Below are 14,427 nucleotides of genomic sequence, written 5' to 3' on the forward strand. Positions count from 1 at the left end.
GCTCCACCCAAGGCGGCTTTAGACGCCTTCGACGACCACGATCACGCTATCGGCCGCGTTGCGACGAATTTCGGCAACCTCTTGGTATTCTGGGTCATTATAGGCCGTCAGTGCCGCTTCATAGCTCGGAAATTCGATCACTACGTGGCGCTCAAAGGTTTCGCCTTCAACAACTTCCGACTGTCCGCCGCGAATGATGAACTGCCCGCCGAGATTGTTCAGGATCGGCGTGTCACGGCGCACATATTCCGGGTAGGCCTCAGGGTCGGTGACGGTGATATGGCCAATAATGTAACCTTTGGGCATGAGATGCGCCTTTCCTGTAGATGGGTTGAGCGGTTTAAACCAACGTGTTGCGGGGATTACAACCATCGCGTGATGCGTCTTATCTCTTGCATTGCTGGCCTTGTTCCCATCTGACGCTTGGCGTAAGCAGCTCACTCGACTGGCCGCAGGAACCCACCCGCTCATGTCCGCCACTGATCAGACGCCCCCAGACCCGCAAAGCAATGATCAATCGCCTGATATGCGGGCGACGCATCTGCTTGGTCGGCTCTGGCGGGAACATGTCTCGGCCTATTGGGTGCGCATGGTCGCGGCGCTACTCTTGATGACCATCGAGGGCGCGACCCTTGGGGCCGCGGCCTATCTGATCCAGCCGCTCTTCGATCAGGTGCTTGTCCCCGGGAATGAGGGGATGATTACGTGGGCGGCGTTCGCGATTGCAGGTATTCTGCTTCTTCGCGCGGTGGCGGGGTTTGGCCAGCGGCTGATCATTGTCTCCATCGGTTTGAAGGTCGTCACCTCGCTGCAGACCCGGCTCTTGGAGCATCTTTTGCGCCTGGATGGCCGCTATTTCCAAGATAACGCGCCCGGTGCATTGATCGAACGGGTGCGGGGCGACACAACCGCCCTGCAGAGCTTGGCCGCGACCGCGCTGATGTCGGCCGGTCGGGATGTGATTTCGCTGGTCACGCTCTTGACGGTGATGTTTTTGAACGACTGGCAATGGTCGCTTCTGGCGATGATCGGCGTGCCGCTGATGTTCTTTCCCATCGCGGCGCTGCAGCGGCTGATCCGGGGGTTCACCCATGCCGCACGAGAGGCCGCGTCCCGCCTCTCCACGCAGATGGATGAGATCTTCCACGGGATCCAATCGATTAAGGTCAACCGGCTCGAGGCGCATCAATCGAAAGAATTCCGATCAGAGATTGGGCGCTTCTTGGGGCAGCAGATGCGCGCCGAACGCAGCAAGGCGGGAACGCCCGCATTGGTTGATGTCATGGCGGCGGGGGCCTGTTTGATCGTTCTGCTGGTGGGCGGGGCCGAGATCGTGTCTGGCGAAAAGACGGTGGGACAGTTCATGTCCTTTTTCACCGCGCTGGCGCTTGTGATGGATCCGGTCCGGCGACTGTCGAACCTGTCTGCCTATATCCAAGCCGCGTTGGCCTCGCTGGAACGGCTTTATGAGGTTCTGAACGCTGAGCCGACGATCCTTTCGCCGGCCAGCCCGAAACCGCTCAAGCTTGGTGATGTGGTGTTTGACGATGTGCATTTCGCCTATGGCGACGCGCCGGTTCTCAACGGGTTGAGTTTTACCGCAGCGGAAGGTCAGACCACGGCGCTTGTTGGGCCATCTGGTGCAGGGAAAAGCACGGTTTTTGGCCTGCTGACGCGTCTCATCGACCCCGATAGCGGGCAGATCACCATCGCGGGTACGCAGACCACAGCGGCAGAGTTGGAACGTCTGCGCGATAGCATCGCCGTTGTCGGACAGGAAACCGCTTTGTTTGATCAAAGCATTGCGCAGAACATCCGCCTGGGGCGTTTGGATGCGACTGAGGCCGAAATTCGCGCCGCCGCCGAGGCCGCCTCGGTCTTGGAATTCGCCGAGGCCTTGCCAGACGGGTTGGAGACGGCCGTTGGTCCGCGCGGATCGGCCCTGTCGGGTGGGCAGCGCCAACGGGTCGCCATTGCCCGGGCAATGCTGCGCGATGCACCGATTCTGCTCTTGGATGAGCCGACATCCGCCCTTGACGCAAGGTCAGAGAAACTGGTGCAGGCGGCGTTGGAGCGCCTCTCGAAAGGCCGGACGACGCTGGTGATCGCTCACCGTCTATCAACGATTCGTGAGGCTGATCTCATTGTCGTGATGGACAAGGGATGCCTTGTAGAAAAGGGCAATCATGCCTCTTTGATGCAGGCCGAGGGCGCCTATGCGCGCCTGCATGCCCTGCAATCCGCGGGCGTCACGACTGGATTGTGATGCCACGGCGCGACGGGTGATCGCGCGGTGCCAGAAAAGCTTTATTTGACTTTCGAGGGACGTCCGTTGACGGTGTCGGTACGCAAGTTCGAAGACTGGCGGTGGCCGTATCTGCCGTCAGATAACCAAAGGACTAACACGTGCCCCGTTGCGTCTGTGCAAAACCGACGTCTTTTCTGGCCCTCCTCTGTTGTGTGGTGGCCACGTTTTTTGCGGCTGCAACAGGTGTTAAGGCGCAACAACTTGCCGCCGCATCGACGGCGACACCGGCCAATCTGGCCGCACGCGCTGCTGATCCCAATGGCTCAATACTGGCGGCCTACTACCACCAGATGGAGACCCATTTGGTGAGCCAGGGCCATCTGCGCCAAGAACGGCATCCGCGTGGATCGAACCTGAGTGCCGAAGTCTTGGCCGATAATTTCATGCAGATCGCCATGCGGAGTGAATATAGCTTGCGCGGCGGTGGCATTTCGCGGGGCGGGCAGGCCGCCCCCTTGCGGCGTTGGGTCGAACCGGTGCGCCTTGGCGTGCGGTTTGGAATGTCTGTGCACTCGGCGCAACAGCGGGCGGATATGTCGACCGTGCGCCAAGTCGCGCGGCGGCTTGAGGTGGCGACAGGCCATCCCGTCGCGGTGACGGCGAATTCGCCGAACTTCCATGTTCTCGTGGTCAGTGATGCGGAGCGTGCGGGACTTGCGCCACTATTGCGCGAATTGGTGCCGGGGCTCAGCCGTGCAGCGGTGAACGCGATTACCGGTATGGGGCGCAACACGTTCTGTATGGTCGTGGCCGTGCCGAACCGGGACCTGAGCTTGGGATATGACCAAGCCATCGCCATCGTGCGGGCCGAACATCCCGCGCGGATGCGCCAATCCTGCATCGAGGAAGAGCTGGCCCAAGGGATGGGGCTTGCCAATGACAGCCCTGCGGCCTGGCCATCGATTTTTAATGATGACGAGGAATTTGGTGTTCTGACCCGCCATGACGAGTTGCTCTTGCAGATGTTGTATCATCCGGCCTTGCACCCCGGCATGGCCCCGCATCAAGTGGCACCGATCCTGCCCGCGCTCAGCCAGCAGATCGCGCAACGCGGCTGATCTGACGGGCGCGAACTGGCCGATCTCCGATCGATCTCTTTCCGTCTCCCGCAGGCCGCGTTAGGCTTGCCAAAAGAGCAGTAAAGAAGGTTCCGGCAATGCAGGTCACACGGCGATGGGTCAATTTCGGCGCGGTTGCGGCCCTCACAACGGGCTGCGTGCCAAGCATCGGAACCAGCAATCGCGTATCTGCGACGGACGTCCCCGGCATGCGCCCCGTGCCAAACCCCCGGTATGACGCGTGGGTCGCCGCATTTCGCGAGCGGGCAGCGGTGAACGGCATCTCTCAAAGCACCTTATCCGCCGCGTTTCGCGGCACCGGCTTCTTGCCTGGCGTGGTGGAGCGGGACCGCAATCAAACGGAGTTCTCTCGGACGCTTGAAGACTACCTCGCAATTGTCGCCCCGGCGGAGAAGGTTGCCACCGGCCGCAGCCGCTTTAACGCAGAGCGAGAGGTGCTGACAGAGATCGAGAATCGCTATGGCGTGCCGCCGCATGTGGTTACGGCGATTTGGGGCGTAGAGAGCAACTACGGCGCACGACGTGGCACGATTCCGGTAATTTCGGCCACCTCGACGCTGGCCTTTGATGGGCGTCGCGGGGTTTTCTTCGAGCGGCAGTTGATGGCGGCGTTGCGCATTCTACAAAATGGCGACATCAGCCCCGCTCGGATGACCGGAAGTTGGGCGGGCGCGATGGGGCATACCCAGTTTATCCCGACAACCTTCGAAGCTTACGCCGCTGATTTTCGAGGCGACGGGCGGCGCGATATCTGGTCGGACGACCCGACCGACGCGTTGGCCTCGGCGGCGGCCTATCTGTCGCGCTCTGGCTGGCAAAGAGGGCGCCCCTGGGGCGTTGAGGTTCGCCTGCCGGAGGGGTTTGACAGCGGTCTTGCAGGACGCGGGGGCGCCGCGCGGTGTCAAGCTGGGCCGGGCTCGGCGTGCGCCTGGCGCAAGGCGGGGTGCTGCCTGATCATGGGCCAGGTGCGATTCTGATCCCGGAAGGCGTCACCGGCCCGGCCTTCCTGGCTTTCCGGAACTTCGACGTGATCCTGCGCTACAACAACTCCACCAATTACGGCATTGGCGTCGGCTATCTCTCGGATCGTCTGGCCGGCGGCGGCACTCTGTGGGGGCAGTTCCCGCCGGACCAATATGGCTTGACCATCGACGACCGCCGCGCCATGCAAGAGGGCCTGACGCGTGCTGGCTATGATGCCGGCACCACCGACGGCGTCATCGGATCACGAACCGAGGCCGCAATCCGCAGCTATCAGCAAGCCAACGGCCTGACTGTCACCGGCACGCCATCGCGCGGACTGCTCAATAGATTGCGCTAGTGGTTAATCTTGCTGGGGAAGATGGTGCCGCAGGGGAGGATTGAACTCCCGACCTCGTCATTACCAATGACGCGCTCTACCACTGAGCTACTGCGGCCGCGTTCTCGCGTGGGCGGTGGATTAGACGCAATTGCCCTATGACGCAAGCGCAATCTGGACCCTGTTGCCCGCCTGCGGTAGAGGAGGGGCCATGGAGCGGAAAACCACGAAATCAAGCCCATCAAACAAGGGCAAAACCCGCGAAGACAGGTTGAAATCGGCGTTGAAGGCGAACCTTCAGCGGCGCAAGGCACAGGCCCGCGCCCGTGATGCGGCGTCGGAGAGCGAGAGCAAGAAATAAAGGCAGGCGGCAATGGATTCGATCATCGTTGAGGGCAATGGCCCGCTTTCTGGGCAAATCCCGATTTCGGGTGCAAAAAACACCTGTCTCAAGCTGATGACGGCGGCGTTGTTGAGTGATGAGCCGCTGACGCTGACCAATGTGCCGCGCTTGTCGGATATCCGGACGCTTTCGACATTGCTCGAATCTCATGGCTGCGAAGTCGCGTTGTTGCAGGAGGGCCGGGTGATGGTCCTCTCGGCACGAGAGATCACCAATCGGCGCGCGGATTATGAGATTGTGCGAAAGCTGCGCGCTTCGTTCAACGTTTTGGGGCCACTTCTGGCGCGCGAAGGTGAGGCGATAGTCTCTCTGCCCGGTGGCTGTGCCATCGGCGCGCGCAAGGTTGATCTGCATATGATGGCGCTGGAAAAGCTGGGCGCCACGATCGAGCTGGAAGAGGGATATGTCCACGCGACAGCCCCGAATGGGCTAACCGGAGCTGTGATCGAGTTTCCGTTTGTGTCTGTCGGGGCCACCGAAAATGCGCTGACCGCGGCGACGCTGGCCAAAGGCACGACCGTGATCAAAAACGCGGCGCGTGAGCCCGATACCGTGGACTTGGCGAAATGTCTGACCGAGATGGGCGCGAAGATCAGCGGGGCAGGGACCTCGGAGATCACTGTCGAAGGCGTCGACCGGTTGCACGCCGCGACCCATCAGGTGATCCCCGACCGCATCGAACTTGGCACCTTCATGATTGCGCCGGCGATTTGCGGCGGTGAGGTCGAGCTTCTTGGCGGACGGCGGGATTTGCTCTCGGCGTTCTGTGATAAACTGGAAGAGGCCGGCGTCGAGATTACCGAAACCAAATCCGGGCTCAAGGTCAGCCGCAAAAACGGGGCGATCAAAGCGGTGGACGTGACAACCGCGCCCTTTCCCGGCTTCCCAACGGATCTGCAGGCGCAGTTCATGGCGCTGATGTGCACCGCCGAGGGCAGCAGCGTTCTGGAAGAGACGATTTTCGAAAACCGCTTCATGCATGCGCCCGAGTTGATCCGGATGGGGGCGGAGATTGATGTCCATGGTGGCACCGCGACGGTGACCGGGGTGAAGGGCCTGACCGGCGCGCCGGTGATGGCAACGGATTTGCGCGCCAGCGTCAGCCTGATCCTCGCGGGCCTGGCGGCTGAGGGTGAAACGCGTGTTGCGCGGGTCTACCATTTGGACCGGGGCTACGAACGGATTGAAGAGAAATTGTCCTCGGTCGGGGCCAAGATCAAACGGGTGAAAGACGATGGTTGAAGACGCCCGATTTGAGGATGGCGGCGAACAGCCGGTGGCGCTGAAAGCGCTGGACGGCGACGATTTGCAGGTGATCTCGGCGCTGGTGCAGGATGCCGTGTTCCCGATCACCGAGATGACCTGGGATCGGACAAAACGGCGCTTTGCGGTGTTGCTTAACCGGTTCCGATGGGAAGATCGTGGCCGGAAGGGGGCACCGGAACGGGTACAATCGGTGTTGGTCTTCGAAGACGCGATGGCCGTGGCCAGCCAGGGGATCGATCAGACCGACCGTGATATGGTCCTATCGCTTCTCGCCTTAGAATGGGCACCGGGCGAGGATGGCACGGGCCGGATCACGCTGGTTCTGGCCGGGGATGGCGCCGTGGCCGTCGAGGTGGAGGCGCTGGAGGTCACGCTGAAAGATGTGACGCGGCCCTATATCGCGCCTTCGGGCAAGGCGCCCGATCACCCGGAATGACGGTCCGCCGCCTGACCGTCGAGGATGCAGCGGCTTATCAGGCGCTGAGGCTCGAAGGTATCGCGGCATTCCCGCTCTCGTTTTTACAAACGCGGGAGGAGGCCGAGGCATCGGAGCCTGAAGAGCTGGCGAAACGGCTGAACTCCGGCGGAACTTATGGCCTGTTTGACTGGGACAAACTGGTTGGGTTCGCCGGTTTGAGCCAGCAGCCTTGGACGATGGCGCGGCATCGCGCTCATATCGGCCCTTTTTATGTCTCTGCCAGCCACCAAGGGCAGGGCGGTGCGCAGGCTCTGATGGATCGCATGGTTGCCGATGCCGAAACCATGGGCGTCCGGCAGTTGGAGCTTTGGGTCTGGTCGGGCAATACCCGCGCCATTGCGTTTTACACCAAGAATGGGTTTGCGCCTGTCGGGGTGATGCCGCAGGCCGTGATCCAAGACGGACGGCCGCATGACGACCTGTTTATGGTCCGTCAATTGGATCAACCCGCCTCTCACGTAGTGCCAGCCAAGGATGGGCTGCGCAGGCTTCATCCTGAAGACTGGATGGCCTTTCGCGATATCCGGTTGGACATGCTGCGCCGGGATCCGACGGCATTTGGCTCCACCCATGCCGATTGGGCGGGCAAACCCCAGGCCGAAATTGAGGCTTGGATCGCCAAGATGCATCTATTTGCCGTTGTCGAGGGCGGCCGATGCCTGGCCACCGCCGCGTGGTATCCGCTGCCGGGCGCGACCGTGCGCCACCGCGGCGCCGTCATCGCGGTTTACACCCGGCCCGAAGCCCGCGGACGGGGATTGTTTCGACAGGTGATGACGGCGGTGGAACGCGACGCCAAAGCTTCGAGCATTTTGCAGCTTGAATTGGACGTGTCCGCTGACCAAGACGCGGCGCAATCGGCCTATTTGGCGCAAGGTTACGCCATCCTGGGCCGCAGCCCCCGGGCGCTTTGTCATGATGGGGTCTATTGCGACATGATCATGATGCTGAAACGGCTTGATCGGGACGCTTGAGGCCGGTGCCGTGGCACGCTATGGCTCGCCAGAAGCAATAGAGGCAGGGATATGCCGGTTTTTCTGAACAGCACCGACCCGGATTTTGAGACGCGGTTTGCAGCGCTTCTTGAGATGAAGCGTGAGGATGCGCCCGAGGTTGATGATGCCGTGGCCGAGATCATCGGCGATGTGCGTGACAGAGGGGATAAGGCGGTCATCGAATTGACCGAGCGGTTTGACCGCCTCGCGTTGATGCCCGAGACGCTGGCCTTCACGTCTGAGGAGATCGCTGACGCCATCGACCAGGTGCCGACCGACGAACGCGCCGCATTGGAACTGGCCGCTGACCGTATCCGCGCCTATCACGCGCGTCAGATGCCCGAGGATCAGAGCTGGACCGATGAGAGCGGTGCGCGGCTTGGCTGGCGTTGGACGCCGGTTTCCGCCGCCGGGCTTTATGTGCCCGGTGGGCTTGCGAGCTATCCCTCTTCGGTGCTGATGAACGCGATCCCGGCGCAGGTGGCCGGCGTCGAACGGCTGGTGATCTGCGCGCCGACACCCGATGGCGTCGTGAATCCTCTGGTTCTCTTGGCCGCGCATCTGTCCGGCGTCGAGATGATTTATCGGATCGGCGGTGCGCAGGCCATCGCCGCGATGGCCTATGGCACCAACACTATCGCGCCGGTCGACAAAATTACCGGACCTGGCAATGCCTATGTGGCCGCCGCCAAGCGGCGGGTCTTCGGCAAGGTTGGGATCGATATGATCGCGGGGCCGTCCGAGATTCTGGTGATTGCAGATCAGGACAATGATCCCGATTGGATTGCGGTCGATCTGCTGAGCCAAGCCGAACATGACGAAAGCGCGCAATCGATCCTGATCACCGATGATGCCGGTTTTGGCCAAGCAGTGGCCCAAGCGGTTGAAAAACGGCTGGAAAGCCTGGAGCGGCGGGCGATTGCGGGCCCAAGCTGGCGCGACTATGGCGCGGTGATCATCGTGCGCGATCTGGAGGAAGCGGCGGCCTTATCGAACCGCGTCGCGCCCGAACATCTGGAACTCTGCGTTGCCGACCCGACAGCACTCTCGGCGCAGATCAAACATGCAGGCGCGATTTTCCTCGGCCAATGGACGCCCGAAGCGATTGGTGACTATGTCGGTGGACCGAACCATGTGCTGCCCACGGCGCGCTCGGCCCGGTTTTCCTCGGGTCTCAGCGTCATGGATTTCCTCAAACGCACCACTTTGGCGGAAATGACCCCTGCGGCTTTGCGCGCCATAGGCCCGGCGGCGGAAACTCTGGCACGATCCGAAAGCCTAGAGGCGCATGGTCTGTCCGTGCGCGCCCGTTTAGACCGTTTGAATGAAGGCCCGTTGGAAGAAGGCCCCGCAGAGTAATGACAATGCACTTATGCCATATTGAGATCGACACCACCGGCTTGCCCGCCCCCACGCCCGAGATCGAACAGGAGCGGAAGGTCGCGATTTTTGACCTGTTGGAGGACAACTCTTTCGTCCTACCTGCCCGCGAGGATCGCGACGTACCCGCCGGACCCTACCGGCTGACCCTCGCAATCCGCGAGAAGCGGTTGGTGTTTGACGTAACCACCGAGGGCGGGGATGCGGCGGCGGAGTTTCACCTCTCGCTCAGCCCGTTTCGGCAGGTCGTCAAAGACTACTGGCAAATCTGCGAAAGCTATTTCGACGCGGTGAAAAAGCTGCCCCCCAGCCAGATCGAGGCCATCGATATGGCGCGGCGGGGGATCCACAACGAGGGGGCCCGTGTGTTGCAAGAGCGGTTGGAGGGCAAAGCCGCGCTTGATCTGGATACCGCACGGCGGCTCTTCACGCTGATCTGCGTGTTGCATTTCGGGGCCTAGGCACGGTGTCCGACGACTTCCCCCAATCGGTTTTGTTCTGCTGCGATCATAATTCGACGCGGTCGCCGATGGCCGAAGGGTTGATGAAGAAGTTCTATGGCCACCGGGCCTATGTGCAGTCGGCCGGGGTGAAGCATGAGTTGGAAATCGATGGCTTCGCCGTCGCCGTCTGCGATGAGATGGGGGTTGAACTGGCCCGCCATCAAGTGCGCAGTTTCGATGAGATGCAGGAATGGGGTGATGACCTGTCGGGCTTCGACCTGATTATCGCCTTGTCACCGGCCAGCCAGCGCAAAGCCCTTGAATTTACGCGGCATTATCACCTGGATGTGGAGTATTGGCCGATCATGGACCCCACCGGATTGGGGGAAACGCGAGAGGCAAAACTTGCGGCCTATCGCCAGACCCGAGACCAGATCATCAGCCAGATGCAGGCCCGCTTTGGCCCGCCAACGGAGGAGCAGGCATGAGCCAGGATGTGATCACCCGCTACTATGCAGCGTTCAACGCAGACGATATTGCGGGAATGCTCGATTGCCTGACCGAGGATGTCGCCCATCATGTGAACGAGGGCGGTGTGCGGGTCGGCAAAGACGCGTTCGAAGCGTTTTGCGCCCATATGAACCGCTGTTACCAGGAGCGTCTTGAGGATATCGCGGTGATGCGATCCGAAGATGGCACCCGGGCGGCGGTGGAGTTCACGGTGCATGGCCGGTATCTTGAAACGGATGACGGGTTGCCCGAAGCGCGGGGGCAGACTTATGTCCTGCCAGCGGGGACATTTTTCTCGCTTTCAGGGAGTAAAATCGCGCGCGTGGTGACCTACTACAACTTGGCCGACTGGACGCGCCAAGTCTCGGCATGAGCCTCCGCTATCAGACGTTCATCGGGGCGGAGGTGGCCGAGATCATCGATGACCTGGCCCGGCTCCGGATCACCGTCTTCCGGGATTGGCCGTATCTTTATGATGGTGACCTGGCTTATGAGCGGGCCTATCTGCAGCGCTATGTGAAGCCCGGTGTGATCGTTGTGGGCACATTCGATGATACGGAGATGGTCGGGGCGGCCACCGGCATGCCGCTCATCGAACATGCCGATGATTTCGCAGCGGCCTTTGCCGGGCAGGATATCGACTTCAAAGATGTGTTCTACTGCGCTGAATCTGTTTTGTTTCCTGCCTATCGCGGCCATGGCGTCGGACACCATTTCTTCGATGCGCGAGAAGCTTATGCCAAGGCAGAAGGCTTTCCGTTTTCCGCCTTCTGCGGTGTGATCCGGCCAGAGAGCCACCCAAGCCGCCCTGCAGGGTATCGACCGCTTGATCCCTTCTGGCGAAAACGCGGCTACAGCCCGGTGCCCGGCGCAATTGCCCATTTCAAATGGCGCGATATCAGCGATGATGCGGAGACCGAGAAGCCGCTGCAATTCTGGATGAAAGCTTTGACATGAGATTAGCCGCCGCCGCCTATCCGATCGACCCGCTGCCCGATTGGGCCGCTTATGAAGCGAAGATTTCGGCTTGGGTGGCGGATGCGGCGGGGCGGGGGGCCGAGCTTCTGGTCTTCCCGGAATATGGCGCGATGGAGCTGGCCTATATCGACGGGCCGGAGGCGGCGGGTGATCTGGAACTGAGCCTGTCTGCAGTCAGCGGGCGGATGGCTGACGCGCTGGCACTGCAAATGCGCCTGGCCGCTCGGTTCGGGGTGCATATCCTGACCGCCTCGGCCCCGGTTTTTAATCAATATGACCGTCCAGTTAATCGCGCGCATTTGATCGGGCCCGGCGGGTTGATCGGTGTGCAGGATAAACAGATCATGACCCGGTTTGAGCGGGAGGTCTGGCACGTCCGGACCGGCGGGCCGCTGCAAGTCTTCGAGACGCCGATAGGACGGATCGGAATTCTGATTTGTTATGACGCCGAATTCCCGCTTTTGGGCCGGGCGCTGGCCGAAGCTGGGGTGGAGATCATCCTCGCGCCGTCCTGCACCGATGCGCTGGCGGGTTATAGCCGGGTCCGGGTCGGTGCTATGGCGCGCGCCCTGGAAAATCAATGTGTTGTGGTCCATGCGCCAACCGTCGGCGCGGCGCCATGGTCGCCCGCCGTTGACGAGAATGTGGGCGCAGCCGCAATTTATGGACCACCCGATCTGGGCTTCCCGCCCACCGGTGTCATCGCCGAAGGGGCAATGAATGCGCCGGGATGGGTGCTGGCAGAGATCGACCGGGCGGCGATCGCGAAGGTCCGCGCCGAGGGGGCTGTCTTCAACTTGGCCCATTGGCCGGAGAGCGCCGTGCGCGCCACGCTTGGCCCAGAAATCCCGCCCGACGCAGATTTGCCTTGAAAATCGGCTGCTCAAGGCGCATTTAGCCGCTACCCGCAGATTGGGCGGGGCGTTAAGCAAGGAGAGACCATGGCCAAGGAAGAAATGCTCGAATTTCCCGGCGTCGTGAAGGAACTCCTGCCAAATGCGACATTCCGGGTCGAGCTAGAGAACGGCCATGAGATCATCGCACATACGGCAGGCAAGATGCGCAAGAACCGAATTCGGGTTCTGGCGGGCGACAAGGTTCAGGTGGAAATGACGCCATATGACCTGACCAAGGGTCGTATCAACTATCGCTTCAAGTAAGCATGACCGTGATCCGAAAGACCGACTCCGGTCCTCGGGCGCGTTCTGAGATCACGATATGAGACTGATCCTCGGATCGGGCAGCCCTCGCCGGAAAGAGCTTCTGGCGGTTTTGGGCGTTACACCGGACGCGATCCAAGCCCCAGATATTGATGAAGATCCCGAGTCTGGCGAGTTGCCGCGCCCCTATTGCGCGCGGGTGGCGCGGGAGAAGGCGCTGGCGGTGCAAGCGGGGCCGGATGATTTGGTGCTCTGCGCGGACACAACCGTGGCAATGGGCCGCCGGATCATGGGCAAACCGCGCGATGCGGGCGAGGCGGCGGCGTTTCTTCTGGCGCTCTCCGGGCGGCGGCACCGGGTAATTACGGCGGTGGCGCTCCGCCGAGGCGCGCAGATTTGGGAACGCTGCGTGGAAAGCCGGGTGCAGATGAAGCGGCTCAGCGATGTGGAATTGAATGGCTATCTCGCGACCGGGGATTGGCAAGGCAAAGCGGGAGGATACTCGATCCAAGGTCCCGCCGGCGCGTTCATCCCTTGGATCAGCGGGAGCCATTCCGCAATTGTCGGCCTGCCCTTGGCCGAAACCGCCACAATGCTGCAGGCGGCGGGCTGGCCAGTTTGGAGGCAGGGATGAAGGGCCGGATTGTCCTGCTGGACGAGGTCGCGGGCCGGAAAGCGGCGGCCTTGATGGTTGATGGGCGCCTGGAAGACTTGGCCGTGGACCCGGATGAGGCCGCGCCCCCGCGCCGGGCGCGATTCTGCGCGCGGTTTGCGATCGGCCTTTGAAAGGGCAGGGCGGGATGATGCTGCGCTTGCCCGATGGCAATGGGTTTCTGCGCCAAGGCAAAGGGTTGGCGCCAGGGCAGACGCTCCTGGTGCAGGTCACGGGGCTGGGCGAGGGCGGCAAAGCCACGCCGGTCACCACACGCCTGCTCTTCAAGAGCCGCTATGCGATCATCACGCCGGATGCGCCAGGTGTGAACATTGCCCGCTCGATCCGGGACGAGGCCGAGCGAGAGCGGCTGCTGGAAATCGCGCATGAGGCAATGGCAGGCGCGCCGGAGAGCCATGGGCTGATCCTCCGCAGTGCGGTGGACGGTGTGGACGATGAGGAGATATCGGGCGACATCGCCGCGATGCGCGATCTGGCGGCGGCGATGCTCGGGGATGCCGAGGGTGCGCCGGAACTGCTTTTGGACGCGCCAGATGCGCATCATCTGGCATGGCGGGATTGGGCTGTGCCGGATCCCGATGAGGTGTTGGAGCGCCCCGAATGTTTTGCCGATCTTGGTGTCTTGGACGCGGTTGAGGCCCTTCTGACGCCCGCCCTCCGGCTGTCTGCTGGGGCAACCGCGATGATTGAGCCGACCTCTGCGCTGGTTGCGGTCGATGTGAACACCGGCGCCGACACGTCTTTGGCGGCGGGTTTGAAGGCCAATCTGGCTCTGGCTCGCGATCTGCCTCGGCAATTGCGCTTGCGAGGGTTGGCCGGCCAGATCACCCTTGATGTTGCGCCGATGCCCAAGAAAGACCGACGACAGTTCGAAGATGCCCTCCGCCGCGCCTTCCGCGCCGACGCCACCGATACGGCTCTTGCAGGCTGGACCCCGCTTGGCCATTTTGAGCTGCAACGCAAACGCGACCGCTGGCCCCTGACGGAGCTTTGGCCAAGATGACCTGCCCAATCTGCTCGAAAGAGACCGATCCGAAATACCGCCCCTTCTGTTCGCGCCGCTGTGCGGATGTGGATTTAGGGCGCTGGTTGAACGGCAGTTATGCGGTGCCCTCGACCGATCCCGACGATGTGGATGAGGTGATTGAGGCCATGGAAAACGCTCAGAAAACCACGCCGGATCGTCCGCATTGAGGTGTTCTGGCGCGTCGTGAAAAAATTGCACCGCGCCCTATGGACAGCCCCCGCCCAAACCCCTAGAACGCCTGCACCCAACGGAGGCCACCGCGCCCCGTTTTCCCGTGCCCGGGTAGCTCAGGGGTAGAGCAGTGGATTGAAAATCCTCGTGTCGGTGGTTCGATTCCGCCCCCGGGCACCATAACACTCTGATATTAATGTATAAAATCGGCCTCGTTGAGGCGTCGGCCTGATCCTGATAAGTTATACACAGTTCT

At 61.7% G+C, this 14,427-nt stretch carries 16 protein-coding genes, 2 tRNA genes and 2 pseudogenes; 18 read left to right on the forward strand and 2 right to left on the reverse strand.

Annotated features, from left to right (window positions below; all coding sequences use genetic code 11):
• Positions 1-18: 18 nt before the first annotated feature.
• On the reverse strand, positions 19-306 hold the full coding sequence (locus tag QTA57_RS11090) for a DUF1330 domain-containing protein (protein WP_145207859.1): 288 nt from the start codon (positions 304-306) through the stop codon (positions 19-21).
• 163 nt (positions 307-469) lie between these two features.
• On the opposite strand from QTA57_RS11090, the gene QTA57_RS11095 reads away from it, so the two are divergent.
• From QTA57_RS11095 to QTA57_RS11105, 3 genes and pseudogenes are all read left to right on the forward strand, one after another.
• A complete protein-coding gene (locus tag QTA57_RS11095; RefSeq protein WP_290151477.1) occupies positions 470-2,266 on the forward strand; it encodes an ABC transporter ATP-binding protein in 1,797 nt (598 codons plus the stop codon).
• 197 nt (positions 2,267-2,463) lie between these two features.
• Positions 2,464-3,366, forward strand: coding sequence for a DUF2927 domain-containing protein (locus QTA57_RS11100; protein WP_290151478.1), 903 nt, complete (start codon positions 2,464-2,466; stop codon positions 3,364-3,366).
• 98 nt (positions 3,367-3,464) lie between these two features.
• Positions 3,465-4,708, forward strand: a pseudogene (locus tag QTA57_RS11105) (lytic murein transglycosylase).
• Positions 4,709-4,730: 22 nt separating this feature from the next.
• Here the strand turns inward: QTA57_RS11105 and QTA57_RS11110 are convergent.
• A tRNA-Thr gene (locus QTA57_RS11110) sits at positions 4,731-4,805 on the reverse strand.
• A gap of 93 nt (positions 4,806-4,898) precedes the next feature.
• Here QTA57_RS11110 and QTA57_RS11115 point away from each other — a divergent pair.
• The 15 genes and pseudogenes from QTA57_RS11115 (at position 4,899) to QTA57_RS11185 (ending at position 14,351) form a co-directional block, all read left to right on the forward strand.
• Positions 4,899-5,048, forward strand: a complete 150-nt coding sequence (locus QTA57_RS11115; protein ID WP_290151479.1) for a hypothetical protein — start codon at positions 4,899-4,901, stop codon at positions 5,046-5,048.
• A gap of 12 nt (positions 5,049-5,060) precedes the next feature.
• Positions 5,061-6,332: a UDP-N-acetylglucosamine 1-carboxyvinyltransferase gene (murA, locus tag QTA57_RS11120; RefSeq protein ID WP_290151480.1), complete on the forward strand. Its 1,272-nt coding sequence runs from the start codon at positions 5,061-5,063 to the stop codon at positions 6,330-6,332.
• Positions 6,325-6,792 (forward strand): DUF2948 family protein, encoded by a 468-nt coding sequence (locus tag QTA57_RS11125; protein WP_290151481.1) that lies wholly within the window; start codon positions 6,325-6,327, stop codon positions 6,790-6,792. Before murA ends, QTA57_RS11125 begins: the two co-directional genes overlap by 8 nt.
• Complete coding sequence (locus QTA57_RS11130) at positions 6,789-7,808, forward strand: GNAT family N-acetyltransferase (RefSeq protein WP_290151482.1); 1,020 nt, start codon at positions 6,789-6,791, stop codon at positions 7,806-7,808. Before QTA57_RS11125 ends, QTA57_RS11130 begins: the two co-directional genes overlap by 4 nt.
• A 51-nt stretch (positions 7,809-7,859) precedes the next feature.
• Positions 7,860-9,188 carry a histidinol dehydrogenase gene (gene hisD / locus QTA57_RS11135; RefSeq protein ID WP_290151484.1) on the forward strand — a complete coding sequence of 443 codons (1,329 nt, stop codon included), beginning with the start codon at positions 7,860-7,862 and terminating at the stop codon, positions 9,186-9,188.
• Positions 9,188-9,670: a UPF0262 family protein gene (locus QTA57_RS11140; RefSeq protein ID WP_145207873.1), complete on the forward strand. Its 483-nt coding sequence runs from the start codon at positions 9,188-9,190 to the stop codon at positions 9,668-9,670. Before hisD ends, QTA57_RS11140 begins: the two co-directional genes overlap by 1 nt.
• Positions 9,671-9,738: 68 nt before the next feature.
• The gene (locus QTA57_RS11145; protein WP_253261192.1) at positions 9,739-10,140 is read left to right on the forward strand and encodes an arsenate-mycothiol transferase ArsC; all 402 of its coding nucleotides are present in this window, start codon (positions 9,739-9,741) and stop codon (positions 10,138-10,140) included.
• Entirely contained in the window at positions 10,137-10,535 is a 399-nt protein-coding gene (locus tag QTA57_RS11150; RefSeq protein ID WP_290151485.1) for a ketosteroid isomerase-related protein, read from the forward strand. The genes QTA57_RS11145 and QTA57_RS11150 overlap by 4 nt, the downstream gene beginning before the upstream one ends.
• Positions 10,532-11,119 (forward strand): GNAT family N-acetyltransferase, encoded by a 588-nt coding sequence (locus QTA57_RS11155; protein ID WP_290151486.1) that lies wholly within the window; start codon positions 10,532-10,534, stop codon positions 11,117-11,119. The genes QTA57_RS11150 and QTA57_RS11155 overlap by 4 nt, the downstream gene beginning before the upstream one ends.
• The gene (locus QTA57_RS11160) at positions 11,116-12,012 is read left to right on the forward strand and encodes a carbon-nitrogen hydrolase family protein (protein ID WP_290151487.1); all 897 of its coding nucleotides are present in this window, start codon (positions 11,116-11,118) and stop codon (positions 12,010-12,012) included. The genes QTA57_RS11155 and QTA57_RS11160 overlap by 4 nt, the downstream gene beginning before the upstream one ends.
• 69 nt (positions 12,013-12,081) lie before the next feature.
• Entirely contained in the window at positions 12,082-12,300 is a 219-nt protein-coding gene (infA, locus tag QTA57_RS11165; RefSeq protein WP_011455993.1) for a translation initiation factor IF-1, read from the forward strand.
• Positions 12,301-12,358: 58 nt separating this feature from the next.
• Entirely contained in the window at positions 12,359-12,934 is a 576-nt protein-coding gene (locus tag QTA57_RS11170; protein WP_290151491.1) for a Maf family protein, read from the forward strand.
• Positions 12,931-13,976 (forward strand): annotated as a pseudogene (locus QTA57_RS11175) (ribonuclease E/G). Before QTA57_RS11170 ends, QTA57_RS11175 begins: the two are co-directional and overlap by 4 nt.
• Positions 13,973-14,167, forward strand: coding sequence for a DNA gyrase inhibitor YacG (locus QTA57_RS11180; RefSeq protein WP_290151493.1), 195 nt, complete (start codon positions 13,973-13,975; stop codon positions 14,165-14,167). Before QTA57_RS11175 ends, QTA57_RS11180 begins: the two are co-directional and overlap by 4 nt.
• 109 nt (positions 14,168-14,276) lie before the next feature.
• Positions 14,277-14,351, forward strand: a tRNA-Phe gene (locus QTA57_RS11185).
• Positions 14,352-14,427 lie beyond the last annotated feature (76 nt).

This window comes from Fontisubflavum oceani, from assembly GCF_030407165.1.
In the GTDB taxonomy this organism is placed as follows: domain Bacteria; phylum Pseudomonadota; class Alphaproteobacteria; order Rhodobacterales; family Rhodobacteraceae; genus Rhodophyticola; species Rhodophyticola oceani.